This is a genomic window from Acinetobacter sp. BIGb0196, from assembly GCF_011759595.1.
GTDB lineage: Bacteria > Pseudomonadota > Gammaproteobacteria > Pseudomonadales > Moraxellaceae > Acinetobacter > Acinetobacter guillouiae.
In genome coordinates, this window is the sequence record NZ_JAAOZA010000001.1 from 790,243 (window position 1) to 805,209 (window position 14,967).

A 14,967-nucleotide genomic window follows, 5' to 3' on the forward strand; every position below is an offset into this window, starting at 1 on the left:
TGATGGGTGTGTATGTCTGAAAATAAAACCAATAACCAAAGCTCAGATCATCAGGATCCTCATGCTGTAGAAAAAACGCAGCAGATTTTGCCTGAACCTGAGAAAAATAAAGGACGCTGGCGACCATCGTTGATCTGGCTGATTCCGTTTATTGCCTTGTTGATAGGTCTGTCGTTGGCAGTCAAAGCGGTATTAGATACTGGTCCGACCATTAATGTTGCTTTTAGAACGGCTGAAGGACTGGTTGCAGGTAAGACGACTGTTCGTTTTAAACAAGTGGATATCGGTCTTGTTCGCCAGATTGATCTTGCCGATGATCATTCACATGTCATTGCCAAAATTGAACTGCGTAAGGATGCCAGTAATTTTGCTGCAAAAGACTCTCGCTTCTGGGTGGTTCGCCCACGCATTGGTGCCAGTGGTGTCTCCGGAATTGATACCTTATTGTCAGGTGCTTATATTGAGGTTGATGGCGGTAAGGCAGAACAAAAACAGGATGAGTTCACTGGCTTAGAAGTTCCTCCAGTCATCTCATCAGATATACCGGGTAAAATCTTTTTCCTCAAAGCCAATAACCTAGGCTCACTGGATATCGGTTCTCCTATTTATTATCGTCAGATCAATGTGGGTCAAATCACGGCTTATCAGTTGGCCAAAGATGGTAAGAGTGTTGAGTTACAGACCTTTATTCAAGCACCTTATGATAAGTTTGTGACCACAGATGCGCGTTTTTGGCAGGCCAGTGGTGTCGATGTCAGCTTAAGTGCATCAGGATTTAAGCTAGATACCCAGTCTCTGGTGAGTATTATCGCTGGCGGGATTGCTTTCGGTTATCCTGAGAATTCACATGCTGCTGTTGCTTCGGATCAAAGTCGTTTTAATTTATGGGATTCTCGTACTGAAGCTTTGAAAGAGCCAGATGGCAATCCACACCGTATCATCATGTATTTTGATCAGTCTTTACGTGGCTTGTCGGCAGGTGCACCGATTGACTTTATGGGGATTGAAATTGGTAATATTCAGTCGATTAATGCGGAGTTTGATGCAAATTATACTCAGATTCGGATGCGGGCTGAGGGGGTCATTTATCCATCTCGTTTAGCCAATGGCAAAGAACTTGATCCTGATGGTGTTATTTTTAAACGCTTTATCGAAAGAGGCTGGCGTGCTCAGATGCGCACCGGAAATCTACTGACAGGGCAGAACTATATCGCCTTTGATCTATTCCCTAAAGCAAAACCAGCAAACTTAATCATCAGATCAAATGGTGTGATTGAGGTTCCAACCACACCAACCGAGTTGAAGGGATTACAAGCACAAGTATCGCAAATTGCGGATAAACTGAATAAATTCCCATTGGTGGAAATTGGGCAGGATGTACGTAAAACCCTCAATAATATGAATTCAGCGATTAGCTCTACAGATAAATTGGTGAAACAGTTGGATGGCAAAGTTGCGCCAGGACTACAGGCGACTTTGGATGATGTACGTACAACCATGCGCTCTACTGAAACCATTCTATCCAGTGATGCGCCAATGCAACAGGATGTACGCCGTGCTTTACAGCAAATGACACGTGCTGCCGCATCTTTACAGCTAATGGCTGACTATATTGAACAACACCCAGAATCACTCATTCGTGGGAAAACGCCTGAGGTTAAGAATGCTAAATAAAAAAAATAGCTCACATTTTCTGTCCTATTTGCCGCAGTCTAGTCGAGCAGGTTGTGCTCTGTTATTGGCCGTTGTGGGTTTAACGGGCTGTTCCAGTTCGCCTACACCAAACTACTATAGCTTGACGCCAACGGTTAAACCGTTGGTGAGTTCAAATGTACGGGTGATTGAAGTACTGCCAGTGGGATTACCCGACCGTTTAAACAGGGCCCCCTTAGTCTTACAGGACAGCAGTGGTAAATCTAATGTATTGGATAATGAACGCTGGACGTCCACGTTGGGGGCAGAGTTACGTGATGGTTTGTCCGCGGGTTTGCAACAGAAATTAGGTGCTGTCGATCGTTACAGCAGTGGTATGACGGGTGGTAAAGTCTCTTACCGTATTGCAACCGACTTTTCTCGCTTTGATATTATCGAACACTCCAACACACGTTCGTTAATGGGTTCGATGAATCGGGATATTGAGGTGGCAGTTGCTTGGATTATTAAACGTGATGATCCAGCCAGACCCTTAAATCAGCCAACAGGTGTACAAAATGCAGTGTTGCCTAACCGACAACTCAGTTGTCGAATGGCATTTACCGATGCAGTTGGTGCAGATGGCAATAAAATTGTTGATATAGTCAGTGTTTCACGACAGTCATTGAGTAAGGTTGTCGAAGCGATTGCCGCTTCTGTTGTTGCGACAGAAGCCAATAAAGCTGTGGTGATGGAAGGAGTGACGTGTTCCTAAGCAAGCACTATAAAAAAGCACCCCAGTTTTAAATAAAGCTGGGATGCTGTCAAATTTGATTCATTGTTAATAATCTAAAAACTTGAATATTCAAAATTCTTTAAATATTAAACCATCGCTGGATCACTGACAGAATCTGCACCTGTTTCAACGCGTCCTGCAAAGCGTCGATAAAACTTAGTGTCCTGAGTACAGGTTACGGCAAAATCATACCATTGCCATGTATCTTTCAGTTCCCAATGTCGTGTTGATGTTTGACCTGCTTTTACAGTGATTTTTAACGCTGCATCACTACGATAGACGACTGGGTTAATGACCAGTTCAACATCTTTTGTGCCCGTATTGGTCAGGTCTAAATAAACATTACCATTGGCAATATCATAACACACTCGAATTTCAGGATTGATTTGCAGGCTTTGATTACGATTTAAATCACCTTTGAAATGGCGATGAAAACCATTTGGTCCCATCACCCAAAGATCGTATAAGCCTTGATTATCCTTTTTCACATTCCAAACATCATCCAGTGTTTTACCCGCTTCTACAATATAACGACGCGGAACACGACTGAGATTTAACTTGTCATAGACATGAAAAACTGCGCCTTGAGTCCCTGTATTCGAGAACAAGAGTTTGACTGTTCCATCATTTTGACAGCGTGCACTGGTATGTAATTCATAAGGCAATGCTTTAGATGGGCGAATACCACTGGCTTGAATTGGAAGTTGTAAATTGGTTGGAATCGGAACATTGGGCAACTTTTGCTGAGCTGAACGAAGTTGATCTGCTTGCTCACGGGTTTGTTTACCATTTAATTCTGGCAGTACATCTTCATTTGGGGTTTTAAAATTAAATGCTGAGGTTAAATCACCACAAATCGCACGACGATAAGGGCTGATATTTGTTTCTTTTACCCCAAAGCGTTGTTCTAAAAACATTAATACTGACGTATGATCAAACACTTGAGAGTTAACCACACCACCACGACTCCATGGTGAAATTACAAAGAGTGGTACACGTGGGCCCGGTCCATAAACACCATTGTCTTTTTTAGGCTGGCTGCTGCTGCCTAGTGGCGCGTCATGTAGATAATATTCATGCTGCATATCAGCTTGGCTGAGTGTGGATTTACCTGCATAAGTATTGTCTGCTTGTAAGGTCGGTGCAGATGGAGAAGGAACATGGTCAAAATAACCATCATTTTCATCAAAATTGATCAAGAAAACGGTTTTACTCCAAACCTCTGGCACTGCTGTTAAAGCATCTAAGATTTCTTGAATAAACCAAGAACCTTGTACTGGGCTTGATGGACCTGGATGTTCACAATAGATAGAAGGTGCATTGATCCAAGACACTTGGGGGAGTTTGCCTGTTTTGATATCATTTTTAAAAGCATCTAAAAACTCTTCGGGTTTATTGCCGGGCAGGGTGTTTGCGATACCTTTATACAGTGGATTTTTAGCATTATCGGTTGTGGCATCATAAGCTTTATAAGGCAATGGTTGCGCTGCTTTATTGTATGGACTATTCGGCGCACCACCACTTGAAACTGGATAGCCTGAAGCAATATTGGCTTTTTTAAAGGTACGGAATGCACCGAGCATGTTATCGCCCCATTCATCCGGCATGTTTTGATAGCAAATCCAGTTAACACCTGCTTCTTCTAAACGTTCAGCATAGGTTTTCCATGTGTAGCCGACATCAACGTTTTGGGGATCACCATCAATCCAGTCCCATTCATTATTCACAAATGCGGTACTGGTCGGTACTGCGCCATTGGTGCCCGTTAAATGAAATGAACGATTGGCATCTGTACCTGTGTGCATTGAACAGTGATATGCATCGCAAATGGTAAAAGCATTGGCTAAAGCAAACTGATAAGGGATTTCCTGCTCTTTAAAATAACCCATTGCATAATCAGTTTTATGGGTTGGCCAGTTTGACATACGGCCGTTGTCCCAAGCTTTTTGGCTATCCACCCAAGTATGGTTTGTACCGGGTGCACGTTGTGCATTATTACTTGATCCATCTAAATGAAAAGGCGTTAATAAGGCACCGTTACTTCGTTGTTGTTGCCATACAGTACGATCATTTTGCAAAGGAATGGTTAAGCGGTCGGCAAAACCACGAACGCCTTTTAATGTACCAAAATAATGGTCAAATGAGCGGTTTTCCTGCATCAGGATAACCACATGTTCGACATCCTGAATGGTTCCTGTTTTATTATTTGCAGGAATAGCCAATGCCTTTTGAATGCTGGCTGGAAATGTAGATAAGGCAGCAGCACCAAAACTTGTTTTAAGTGTATTTGCTAAAAATTGACGACGATTAATCACAATATTTCCCTTTGGTATTTTTATGTTTATGGTGCACAACGCATTAATGGTTTTTTAGATCCATCAGGCTGTGTAGTGGCCTGATCATCATTTGAATCATTACAAGCGGTGAGTGCCAGTAAAATGGGGAAAATATAAATGTACGATAACCATCGTTTCGGTTTTTTTAACATGTGCTTCGTCCATAATAAAGATGCCCACACATTAGACAGCGCTTGTGACAGCAAGGTGTCACCTTTATGACAAATCATTGACATGGCAATAGCGCTAGAAATCGAGGCAAAAATCCAGATAGAAATAGAAAATAAAACTGGAGAGAATTTAAGCGGTTTTGATGGAGAGATTAGGTGTGACGTTTAACTTTAATTTGAATTGTTGCTGAGATCTAAGATATCAACTAAGCATTTTGCTTTTAAAAGATTAATTTTATTAGTCATATTTTTATAGGATGAATGATCAGGCAACGTGTGAAAATGCGAAGAGTCAGAACAGCATTTAAATTTATAGCTGAGCATGCAGGATATTGCAGGAATGAATGGTTCCTGCATTTATTGACGGCCGTTTATTTTAAATGTTTTTTAAGCAAAGCATCCCATCTTTGAACCAATGCTGAATATTCAGTTTTACAGCCCAGTGCTCTGCTTTTGGGTAAGTATTTTTCTTTGACCAGATACGCATATTTTTGCGAGTCAGACCCATAAACATAACATAAGAAATTTTCTGCTCTTACCCATTCAGGTGAGTGCCCCTCTGGTGTAAGTTTTCTTGAAACGGCTGGCCCTTGTTGCTCTAACCCATAAGAGTCTGAAATAGAAATTAAATAATCTTTATCTTCATCATAAGTTGTTAGGATATAAGCAGCGACTTGATCAGCATAATCCTCTTCGAATTTATAGGGGATATCCAATGCAAGTGTATCTATCAAGGCATGGCCTGCCTCATGATACAAAGTACCAAGTGCGCTTTGAAACAGCTCATCTTCAAGTTCGGTACCTTTAGCACCTGCTTGAGAAAATAGCTCTCTTTGTTCTTCGCCTAATTCATAACACATCTCTATTGTGGAAGTATCAGCATCATAGAATGCATTCACTTCACCACATTCTTTGGCAATCACCTTGATATCCTGCGGTATATTGATATAGCTGTTCATATATTCCGCAAAGTCTTCTAATAAATAATTCGCGCGCCAGAATTTTTCTTCGATCTTGGTTTGGGCATTTCTAGCGGGTTGGTAAATCGCAATAAATTTTCCTGTTTGATCTTTAGCCGCATGCTTTTTATGCTGATTTGATGATGAGAGAGTCTGTTTCTGTTGATTGATTTCAGATTGATTATTTGAGGAATCAGCGCCAGTCCCACAACCGACTATGCTAATAAGTACTAAACTGATCAAACAACTTTTTAAAGTAAGAGGGATGTTTTTGTTCATATGTTTTCTCAAAACACAAATAGGAAGAATTATTTATATGCGAATGAAAGTACTGAAAAAGCTGATTGTCTACATACATTTTGGATCATCAGTAAAGTTCTAAGATTGTTTGAAATAGATAAAATTCATGTAATTAAATCATTCATTTCAAGGTGTTCAGCCCTTAACTTATTACTTTATTATTTCATCATCATGTTATTTTGACAGCTTGGTTTTATCTTTTGTCTTTACAGTTTGTCTTTATAGGAATGATACTGTCATTTAAGGACAACCTGAAGCTTTAGCGTATTCAGACCATTGACAAGATCAGCATGGATCATTATTTTAACTCAATAAGTTCTTTTTTGGAACTTGTTATTTTAAGATAAATTCTTGAGGTGAACCATGTCTATATCAGCGGTGAAAGAAAAATCAAAGCAAAAAACACCTGCATCATTTCCAGTACGTCGCATGGATTATCAATTTCAGGATATGCCCAAGTATTGGTGTAATGATGAACCAACCTTTACCCATTACTTCACAGGTCTATCGACACTTTTTCCTGAAGGTGAATCGTACTTTGTCCGTTCAGTGCGCGCTTTACGTGAAAAAATTAAAAACAACCCACAATTAGATCGTGATATTGGTGCCTTTATTGGACAAGAAGCCATGCACTCTAAAGAACATCATGCTTTTCATGTCAGTGCACAACAATATGGTTTAGATCCTGAATCCTTAGAAAAAGTCACAGGGATCATATTAAAAGCGGTAGAACGTACTTTTCCTAAAAAATGGAATCTCTTGGTGACTGTGGGTCTGGAACATTACACCGCCGTGTTGGTGGTGGAGATGATGAAAAATGTCAATGAATTAATGACTGATACTACTATTCGTAATTTATGGTTATGGCACAGCGTTGAAGAAACCGAACATAAGGCTGTGGCTTATGACATGTATGAATACTTATATGGCAAGGGCTTAGATGCCTACATTCCTCGCGTGGCGATTTTTACATTTAGTCTTGTGCTGATCACACTATTTTCTAATGTATATCAAGTGGTGTTGATGTCGAGAGATAAACAATTATTAAACCTTAAGTCTTGGACTAAGTTTGCTGGGTTTACAGTGCAAGCCTATCGTAAGCTGGTACCACAATTTTTCTCTTATTATCAGTTTGATTTTCATCCGAATGATACTGATGAATCCGAAATTGTCGCACAAACTAAAGTAAAAATTGGTTTATCTCCTGAACAATCAACCCTTCTCCAATAAGCATTTTATTTATCAAAATAGGAAATACTGATGAATCCACTCAATATGACTGGTCTGGAAATTATGCAAGCATTCCAAAAAGGACTGGTGCCAGCGCCTGGTATTGCAAAAACTATGGGGATGGAGGAAGTCGGAGACGTTGAATATGGTCGCATTGTATTTATGGCCATTGCGGATGAACGTCATAGCAATCCATTGGGTGGGGTACATGGTGGTTTTGCCGCAACGATATTGGATTCAGTAACAGGGTGTGCCACACATACCGTCTTGGCTGTGGGTGAGGGCTATGGAACTACTGATCTTGCGATAAAAATGTGCCGTCCGATGCCGTTTAATAAAAAGTTGATTGCTGAAGGTAAAGTCATCAACGTAGGGAAAAATTTAGTCATTTCCGAAGGCTATCTTCGAGATGAAGATGGAAAATTGTATGCACATGCAACAGCAACCAATATGATCATCCGTCGTTGAAAGATTCTATTTCTGCATTATGGTTTTGGACCAGAATTTTTGGCTCATGGCTTTAAATCAGAGCTTTGATTTATTAAGCGCTGATCCTGTGATGTAGTTCATCGAATGTCAATCGACCCAAAGTTAAGCTGAGAATATAAAATGAATTCAGTTGTATTACATCAATGGGAAATCTCTCCTTTTTGCCAAAAAGTTGCCAGGATGTTGCAATTTAAAGGGATTGCTTATCAGACTGTGGATTATAACGGTGTACTGGGCGCAAAAGTGCCAATGCTCAGTAAAGCAGGCAAGGTTCCTGTTCTAGATATTGATGGTCAACGTATTCAGGACAGTACCCGTATTGCACGTTATCTTGATGATGCTTACCCAGACTTACCACGTTTATATCCTGAAGATCCTTTACAAAAGGCCTATGTTGAGCTTTGGGAAGATTGGTCAGACGAGTTGTTATATTTCTATGAGGTGCACTTTCGTGTCAGTGATGCTGATGCCTTAGATCATGCGGTTGAAATGAGTGCAACAGGTCGCCCCAAACATGAAATATATCTGTTAAAACCCTTGCTCAAAGTAACATTAAACCTGCAACTTAAAATGCAGGGTACAGGTCGTATGGCTAAGCAGGATATTGAAGCGGAATTTACTCGTCATTTAGAACGTATCGAATTGGTGTTGGCGCAAACAGGATGGCTGGTTGGCGAGGTTAAAACACTGGCTGATATTGCAGTAGGTTCGCAGCTTTTAGAGATTGTCCGCACCAGTAAAATTTGGGGCGCTAAAATTAAAGCTTATCCTTCTATTGCTCAATGGTTAGACTTGCTATGAATACGCAGAATGCAACATCTCAAAATATAGCAGCACTTCCATGTGTGGTTGTTATGGGCGTAGGTGCTGAACAAGGAATTGGAGCAGCAGTTTGTCGTCGTTTTGCTCAAGAAAAATTAAAAGTACATGTTGTGGGGCGTACTTTAGCGAAAGTGCAAGCCGTGGCTGATTCGATCAATGCGCAGGGTGGACATGCCGTAGCACATGCTTTGGATGCTGAAAATGAACAACAAGTACAGGCTTTTTTTGCGGAGAGGAATGCGCAAAAGGAGCATCTCGTCGCTGTTATTCATAATGTGGGTGGCAATATCCCCTCAATTTTTTTAAAGACCTCACTTCAGTTTTTTACTCAAATGTGGCGTTCTACTTTTTTATCAGCTTTTTTAGTGTCGCATCAAGCCTTAAAAATCTTTGAACAACAGCAATATGGCACACTGATTTTTACTGGGGCAAGTGCATCTCTTCGTGGTAAACCTTTTTTTGCGGCATTTACCATGGGCAAATCCGCATTACGTAATTATGCGATGCATCTCGCCCAGATGTATAAGCCTCAAAACATCCATGTTGCACATATTATTGTTGATGGCATGGTCGATGGTGATCGTGTCAATAAGGCGGTATTTGGTTTAGGACGCTTACTGAGACTTACACGAGGCACAGGTGGTTTAAATATCGAAGCGATTGCTGAAAATTATTGGATGCTTTATCAACAAAAGCGTGATTTATGGACCCATGAGCTGGATTTACGTCCTTATCAGGAGAAATTCTAATATGTACAATTTAATTCCTCCATTGCTGAGAAAAAAATCCAAACTACAGGGCTGTATCGTTGTTATTGGCAATGAAACTCACTCGCTCAGCCAGCTTTTTGTGCATCAAGCACAAAACAGCACAATGCCTGTATATCAAGTTCAGCATGATCCTACGCAAACTAATCTAAAGATTGAGCAACAAGATTCAGGTCTAAAGCGGGTTCGTTTGAATCTGATCAATCCGACTGCTTTAAAAAATTTAGTTGGCTATATTCAACGAACAGGGCATTCAATTGAACTGTGTATTTTCCAAGCTGATTTTTCAAAATCATTGTCGAATTCCGATGCTTCAGTCCAACAGATCGAACAGCTTTGGCAAAATACTGGTTTGGCTGCGGTAAATATTTCCCAAGCGATCATTCGACAGATGCTGATAAAGTCACAAGGAACTTTGATCTTTCTAGGAACACAGCCCAACCTGATCGCTGAAAACAATGGCTTAACTCAGAGTATGTTTGCCAGTATTCGGGCATTGGCACAATCTTTGGCAAGAGAGTTTCATCCTAAAGGCATCCATATTACCTATTGTATGTTGGAAAGTTGGCATAGTCAGAATGTTGCCTTGATGGATTCGGTTAAAAATATGTGTTGGCATATTTATCAACAACCTGATTCAACTTGGAGTCAGGAATTGAGTGTTGGTGTATAAATGCTATGGTGATCAATGCGAGAGAGCTAGTTAATCATATCCATCAAGCAGCGTGATTCAAACTTCAAAGCAATCGATTATCCTGAAACAATCGTACAATCCATTCGATAAAAACTTTTTGTCGTGGTGAAACCAGTGTTTTTGATGGATAAAGTAAAGAAACAGGCAGGGATGGAACAGGATAGTCAGTTAAAATTTGACAAAGTGTGCCTTGCTCTAGCTCAGATAAATAACCATAACGTGGTGCTTGGATGATGCCAAAATGCTGTTTGGCTGCTGCTGCATAGGTATTTGCACCATTGACTTGAATCTTTAACGGCAATTCAAAAAACTGTGTTTTCTTGCCTGTCAGAAACTCAAGCGGCAGTGGCTTTTGTCGAGCAGAAGAATAAAATCCGACCATAAAATGTGATTTCAGATCGTCTAAGCGTTGTGGTGTGCCATATTTTTCTAAGTATTTTGGACTGGCTAATGTCACTTGTTGAATATCGCCCAGATGCCTGACAATTAACTCACTATTATTGAGCTGACCTATACGAATGACACAATCAATGCCTTCTTTTATCAGATCTACATAACGGTCGCTTTCGGTGAGTTGCAACTGTATCTGTGGAAACTCAGTTAAAAAATCATCTAATTTTGGCAGAATAAAATGCGCAGCAAAAATACCATGAACTGCGATTTTTAAAGGCCCTTGAGGTTTTGCATCAAGAAAATCATGATCAGACTCATTGATATAACCCAAGATATATTTGCAGCGCTCATAATAAATATGACCTTCATCGGTTGCTTTTACCTGACGAGTGGTACGCAACAATAAGCGCGTATTGAGTTGGAATTCTAATTGTTTAATTGCATCGGTCAGTGTTGAACGTGGCAAATTTAAGATCTGTGCTGCTTTGGTAAAACTTTGTTGTTCAACCACATTGACGAAAGCAGACATTGCATTGAGTTTATCCATACGCCATTCCAATTGTTCGATTTATTCGGATAAAGATGTCAGGTTTAAATAGATTATCTGGTTTTATCTGAACAGTATCATAGAAGCGATTAGAGGTATATTTTATTCCATGAGGTTATCACGATGCATACAACAGGTCATACACAGCAAGAAAAAGTGATTTTAATTACAGGCGCTTCTCGCGGAATTGGTGCATTTACTGCCAGCTTATTAGCACAGCAAGGCCATAAGATCATTATCAATTATGCCAGTAATGATAAAGAGGCGGAGCATGTCTTGAGCAGCATTCAAGCGTTAGGCGGAACAGCGAGTCTATTTAAAGCCAACATCAGCCATTCTAATGAAGTGACTGCATTATTTGATTATGCAATTCAAACCTATGGTCGATTGGACGTGCTGATCAACAATGCAGGGATTTTGAAATTAAGTAAGATTGAACAATTAGACGATGAAAGTATTGATCAAGTTTTAGCAATTAATATTAAAGGCCCTTTATATACCATGCGTGAAGCTGCTAAGCGACTGCAAAAGGGCGGTAAAATTATTAATTTATCCAGTAGTGTGGTGGGGATGAAACTCGAAACCTATGGTGTTTATACTGCATCAAAAGCTGCTATTGAATCTTTAACGGCTATTTTAGCCAAAGAGTTAAGAGGAAAAAATATCACGGTAAATGCAATTGCACCTGGGCCTACGGCAACTGAACTTTTTCTTGAAGGCAAAAGTGATGAATTGATTGCTCAGTTGAGCAAAGCTGCACCTTTAGAGCGTTTAGGCACTGTACAAGACATTGCCGCAGTGTTAGATTTCGCCGTAAATGAAGCGAGTAATTGGGTCAATGCCCAAGTCCTTCGGGTCAATGGTGGGATCGTTTAATTCCAGAGGGAAAATCCTGGCTCAAGGATTTAATTTGGGGCGATAGAAGATAATCACTTTATTTATCTGCTACCGCCCCAAATTCTGATGAGATCAAAGTCTGTGAGAATCAAGGCTATACAAATTATTTTTTATAGGCTTTCGCTTGGGTTAAATATTTTTCCATTTCTTCATCTGGAACCATTCCTCCTCCAGTCCCCCAGACAATATGATTAGCATTTTCCAATTGCTGTTGGCTAAAGTGATGTAGCGCGGCATAGTCTTGATGTTGATTGGTCAAAATTGGTCCAAGCATACCCGCCAACGCAGAAGGTTCTAATTTAAGCTGTTCTGCATCATTGAGCATGCCCAAGAGTACATACATGGTTTCATCAGTTAATGTATAAAAACCGTCTAATAACCTTTGCATGGCTCGACCAACAAAGCCAGATGCTCGCCCAACAGCGAGGCCATCAGCAGCGGTGATATTGTCTATACCCAGATCTTGAACTGAAATTTCATCATGTAAACCTGTTGCAACACCGAGTAACATACAAGGTGAATGGGTCGGCTCGGCAAAAATACAATGTACATGATCACCAAAGGCCATTTTTAAGCCAAATGCAACGCCACCGGGGCCTCCGCCAACACCACAAGGTAAATAAACAAATAAAGGATGTTGTTGATCAACCAAAATATTTTTTTGTTCTAATTGTTGTTTTAAACGCTGCCCAGCAACTGCATAACCTAAGAATAAGGTTTGTGAGTTTTCATCATCGATAAAAAAGCAGTTTGGATTTTCTAATGCTGCCTTTCTGCCTTGTTCTACGGCAACACCATAATCTTCAGCATATTCAACTACTGTGACATTGTGCGCACGTAACTTATCTTTTTTCCATTGACGTGCATCTGCTGACATATGCACAGTCACATCAAAGCCTAATTTTGCACTCATGATACCAATAGAAAGGCCTAAATTGCCTGTAGAACCGACCGCAATACTGTATTGACTAAAAAACTGTTTAAACTCTGGACTATCCAGTTTTGCATAATCATCCTCAATGTTTAGGCGTTGTGCTTGAATCGCAAGTTTTTCAGCATGACAAAGCACTTCATAGATGCCACCACGCGCTTTAATTGAACCCGAGATTGGAAGATGGCTGTCTTTTTTAAGCCATAATTGACCATGGATCGATTGTCCAAAATACTGTTCCAACTGTTGCTGCATTTGAGGAATCGCTACCAGTTCGGATTCTATAATACCTTGAGATGCCGCTGTTTCTGGAAAGGCTTTCATCAAATAGGGTGCAAAGCGTGTCAAACGTGCACTGGCATCATCAATATCTTTCTGGTCCAACCCGACATAGGGCAGCCCTTCTACCAGTGAGGTAAAATTGGGATTAAACCACGCCACTTCTTTGAGTGCGATAAGGTCTTTAACAATCGGATATTGGGCAATAAGCTGATTAATCTGTTGAGCGTTCATAAAATATTCCTAAAGGCTTAAATAAAATGAGAAAGCAGGAAGGTGCAGCCCAATGCGGTGAGGGAGGCAAGGAAAGTTGCAGAGGTATAGTATTTAAAGGTTTCGTTTAATGTAGCACCACAGTATTGTTTGACTAACCAAAATAGAGAGTCGGTCACAATGGTAAAACCGATGGCACCTGCACCAATCGCAATCGCCATGTTTCAGGACTAATATCCGGATAGAGCGGTAACATTGGCGCAACGATTGCAGTTGCACCCATCATTGCAACAGTGGCAGAGCCTACAGCTGCATGTAAAATCAGCGCAACCAACCAAGCAAGTAAAATTGGATGCATATGCAAGTGGGAAAGCGTAACAGCCATTGAGTCAGCTAAACCACTGGCTTTTAAAATACTGTTAAATGCACCACCAGCCCCAATGATGAATAAGATGTTGGCAATTGCAGAAAATGAGTCTTCTGTGGCTTTTAATAAGCTTCCCATCTGCATATTACGGCGTAGACCAAGGGTGTAGTAAGCAACAAATACCGCAATAAACATGGCGGTGATCAGATTGCCGATAAAGCCTAAAATGTGTGAAAGCTGAGTGGATGTATGGGGATTTAATTCAGCCACTGTTTTGATTAACATTAATCCGATTGGAAGAAATACCGTAAATAAGGTGATTTTTAAAGAGGGTAAGCTATGTTCTTCTTTCAGGGCGAGCTTTGAAAACTCGACAGGTACTGCTTTAAACGGTAAACGTTGACCAACTAATTTTAAAAACAGTGGGCCACCAACCAGTGCGGCTGCTAAACCCACCATTAAGCCAAAAATAATCACGGTACCGACATCAGCCCCTAGTTTATTGGTGACATAAAGTGCGGCAGGGTGTGGCGGTACTACACAATGTACAACCATTAATGCTGTGCATAATGGAATAGCCAACTTAAACAAAGAGGTTTTGGTATGCTGCGCTATAGAAAAAGCCAAGGGAATTAATAAAACCACACCAACTTCTACAAATAAAGTGATGCCACAAAATAGCCCAATCAACACCATGACCACATCACTGGATATCCAGTGACACCGTTGCAAAGACAGGGCGATACGTTCAGCAGCGCCAGAGATTTCCATCATTTTGCCGAGAATGGTACCCAATGCAATGACTGTAGCAAGGAAACCCAAGGTGCTTCCAATCCCATTTTCAATTGCATTGACCATATCCAGTAATGGCATTTTCATTGCTACACCGACAAAGAAGCTTGCCAGAAGTAAAGCTAAAAAGGGATGCAGTTTAAATTTTAAAATAGTGAAAATAATTAACCCGATACTGGTTAATAATATACCGACATCCACGAAATTGGTTTCCATACCATATATCTCTGTGACAAAAATTGTTCTTTGTCTATTGAAGTTAAACCAGAGAAATCCGTCAAACGATGATATTTGATCTACGGGTTAAAATAATTCACTTGAAAAATAAATCCTAAATAAATTTTGATTTTTAA

15 protein-coding genes are annotated in these 14,967 nt (G+C 40.4%); 8 read left to right on the plus strand and 7 right to left on the minus strand.

Going from position 1 to position 14,967, the window contains the following annotated elements; translation table 11 throughout:
• Window positions 1–6: 6 nt before the first annotated feature.
• Together FHR28_RS03665 and FHR28_RS03670 are read left to right on the plus strand one after the other, a co-directional pair.
• The gene (locus FHR28_RS03665; protein WP_166781953.1) at window positions 7–1,674 is read left to right on the plus strand and encodes an intermembrane transport protein PqiB; all 1,668 of its coding nucleotides are present in this window, start codon (window positions 7–9) and stop codon (window positions 1,672–1,674) included.
• Window positions 1,664–2,407, plus strand: a complete 744-nt coding sequence (locus tag FHR28_RS03670) for a PqiC family protein (RefSeq protein ID WP_004717703.1) — start codon at window positions 1,664–1,666, stop codon at window positions 2,405–2,407. The genes FHR28_RS03665 and FHR28_RS03670 overlap by 11 nt, the downstream gene beginning before the upstream one ends.
• A gap of 107 nt (window positions 2,408–2,514) precedes the next feature.
• Here the strand turns inward: FHR28_RS03670 and FHR28_RS03675 are convergent, their stop codons facing one another.
• The 3 genes from FHR28_RS03675 to FHR28_RS03685 form a co-directional block, all read right to left on the minus strand.
• Entirely contained in the window at window positions 2,515–4,743 is a 2,229-nt protein-coding gene (locus tag FHR28_RS03675; protein WP_004717702.1) for a phosphocholine-specific phospholipase C, read from the minus strand.
• 26 nt (window positions 4,744–4,769) lie between these two features.
• The gene (locus FHR28_RS03680) at window positions 4,770–4,916 is read right to left on the minus strand and encodes a hypothetical protein (RefSeq protein WP_166781954.1); all 147 of its coding nucleotides are present in this window, start codon (window positions 4,914–4,916) and stop codon (window positions 4,770–4,772) included.
• A gap of 389 nt (window positions 4,917–5,305) precedes the next feature.
• Window positions 5,306–6,172: a DUF4344 domain-containing metallopeptidase gene (locus FHR28_RS03685; RefSeq protein WP_105713474.1), complete on the minus strand. Its 867-nt coding sequence runs from the start codon at window positions 6,170–6,172 to the stop codon at window positions 5,306–5,308.
• Between the two features lie 384 nt (window positions 6,173–6,556).
• Here FHR28_RS03685 and FHR28_RS03690 point away from each other — a divergent pair, with 384 nt between their 5' ends.
• From FHR28_RS03690 to FHR28_RS03710, 5 genes are all read left to right on the plus strand, one after another.
• Complete coding sequence (locus tag FHR28_RS03690) at window positions 6,557–7,423, plus strand: metal-dependent hydrolase (RefSeq protein WP_105713475.1); 867 nt, start codon at window positions 6,557–6,559, stop codon at window positions 7,421–7,423.
• Window positions 7,424–7,453: 30 nt separating this feature from the next.
• Window positions 7,454–7,891, plus strand: coding sequence for a PaaI family thioesterase (locus FHR28_RS03695; protein WP_166781955.1), 438 nt, complete (start codon window positions 7,454–7,456; stop codon window positions 7,889–7,891).
• Between the two features lie 141 nt (window positions 7,892–8,032).
• Window positions 8,033–8,713, plus strand: coding sequence for a glutathione S-transferase family protein (locus FHR28_RS03700; RefSeq protein ID WP_166781956.1), 681 nt, complete (start codon window positions 8,033–8,035; stop codon window positions 8,711–8,713).
• Window positions 8,710–9,483 (plus strand): SDR family NAD(P)-dependent oxidoreductase, encoded by a 774-nt coding sequence (locus FHR28_RS03705; RefSeq protein WP_166781957.1) that lies wholly within the window; start codon window positions 8,710–8,712, stop codon window positions 9,481–9,483. The genes FHR28_RS03700 and FHR28_RS03705 overlap by 4 nt, the downstream gene beginning before the upstream one ends.
• A gap of 1 nt (window position 9,484) precedes the next feature.
• Window positions 9,485–10,174 carry an oxidoreductase gene (locus FHR28_RS03710; RefSeq protein WP_166781958.1) on the plus strand — a complete coding sequence of 230 codons (690 nt, stop codon included), beginning with the start codon at window positions 9,485–9,487 and terminating at the stop codon, window positions 10,172–10,174.
• 64 nt (window positions 10,175–10,238) lie between these two features.
• Here FHR28_RS03710 and FHR28_RS03715 read toward each other — a convergent pair whose 3' ends face one another.
• Window positions 10,239–11,135 carry a LysR family transcriptional regulator gene (locus FHR28_RS03715; protein WP_166781959.1) on the minus strand — a complete coding sequence of 299 codons (897 nt, stop codon included), beginning with the start codon at window positions 11,133–11,135 and terminating at the stop codon, window positions 10,239–10,241.
• Between the two features lie 123 nt (window positions 11,136–11,258).
• Here FHR28_RS03715 and FHR28_RS03720 point away from each other — a divergent pair, with 123 nt between their 5' ends.
• Window positions 11,259–12,011: an SDR family oxidoreductase gene (locus tag FHR28_RS03720; protein ID WP_166781960.1), complete on the plus strand. Its 753-nt coding sequence runs from the start codon at window positions 11,259–11,261 to the stop codon at window positions 12,009–12,011.
• Between the two features lie 124 nt (window positions 12,012–12,135).
• On the opposite strand, the gene FHR28_RS03725 is transcribed toward FHR28_RS03720, so the two are convergent.
• The 3 genes from FHR28_RS03725 to dsdX are packed head-to-tail and all read right to left on the minus strand — an operon-like array spanning window position 12,136 to window position 14,830.
• Window positions 12,136–13,476, minus strand: coding sequence for a D-serine ammonia-lyase (locus tag FHR28_RS03725; RefSeq protein ID WP_166781961.1), 1,341 nt, complete (start codon window positions 13,474–13,476; stop codon window positions 12,136–12,138).
• Window positions 13,477–13,493: 17 nt separating this feature from the next.
• Window positions 13,494–13,676: a hypothetical protein gene (locus FHR28_RS22000; protein ID WP_259191609.1), complete on the minus strand. Its 183-nt coding sequence runs from the start codon at window positions 13,674–13,676 to the stop codon at window positions 13,494–13,496.
• Entirely contained in the window at window positions 13,631–14,830 is a 1,200-nt protein-coding gene (gene dsdX, locus FHR28_RS03730; protein ID WP_259191607.1) for a D-serine transporter DsdX, read from the minus strand. The genes FHR28_RS22000 and dsdX overlap by 46 nt, the downstream gene beginning before the upstream one ends.
• Window positions 14,831–14,967 lie beyond the last annotated feature (137 nt).

Excerpts from the sequence above, each read along its gene's own strand:
- FHR28_RS03670 (WP_004717703.1), top strand. The coding sequence starts at position 1,664 with ATGCTAAATAAAAAAAATAGCTCACATTTTCTGTCCTATTTGCCGCAG.
- FHR28_RS03680 (WP_166781954.1), bottom strand. The coding sequence starts at position 4,916 with ATGTTAAAAAAACCGAAACGATGGTTATCGTACATTTATATTTTCCCC.
- FHR28_RS03685 (WP_105713474.1), bottom strand. The coding sequence starts at position 6,172 with ATGAACAAAAACATCCCTCTTACTTTAAAAAGTTGTTTGATCAGTTTA.
- FHR28_RS03690 (WP_105713475.1), top strand. The coding sequence starts at position 6,557 with ATGTCTATATCAGCGGTGAAAGAAAAATCAAAGCAAAAAACACCTGCA.
- FHR28_RS03695 (WP_166781955.1), top strand. The coding sequence starts at position 7,454 with ATGAATCCACTCAATATGACTGGTCTGGAAATTATGCAAGCATTCCAA.
- FHR28_RS03700 (WP_166781956.1), top strand. The coding sequence starts at position 8,033 with ATGAATTCAGTTGTATTACATCAATGGGAAATCTCTCCTTTTTGCCAA.
- FHR28_RS03705 (WP_166781957.1), top strand. The coding sequence starts at position 8,710 with ATGAATACGCAGAATGCAACATCTCAAAATATAGCAGCACTTCCATGT.
- FHR28_RS03710 (WP_166781958.1), top strand. The coding sequence starts at position 9,485 with ATGTACAATTTAATTCCTCCATTGCTGAGAAAAAAATCCAAACTACAG.
- FHR28_RS03715 (WP_166781959.1), bottom strand. The coding sequence starts at position 11,135 with ATGGATAAACTCAATGCAATGTCTGCTTTCGTCAATGTGGTTGAACAA.
- FHR28_RS03720 (WP_166781960.1), top strand. The coding sequence starts at position 11,259 with ATGCATACAACAGGTCATACACAGCAAGAAAAAGTGATTTTAATTACA.
- FHR28_RS03725 (WP_166781961.1), bottom strand. The coding sequence starts at position 13,476 with ATGAACGCTCAACAGATTAATCAGCTTATTGCCCAATATCCGATTGTT.
- FHR28_RS22000 (WP_259191609.1), bottom strand. The coding sequence starts at position 13,676 with ATGGCGATTGCGATTGGTGCAGGTGCCATCGGTTTTACCATTGTGACC.
- dsdX (WP_259191607.1), bottom strand. The coding sequence starts at position 14,830 with ATGGAAACCAATTTCGTGGATGTCGGTATATTATTAACCAGTATCGGG.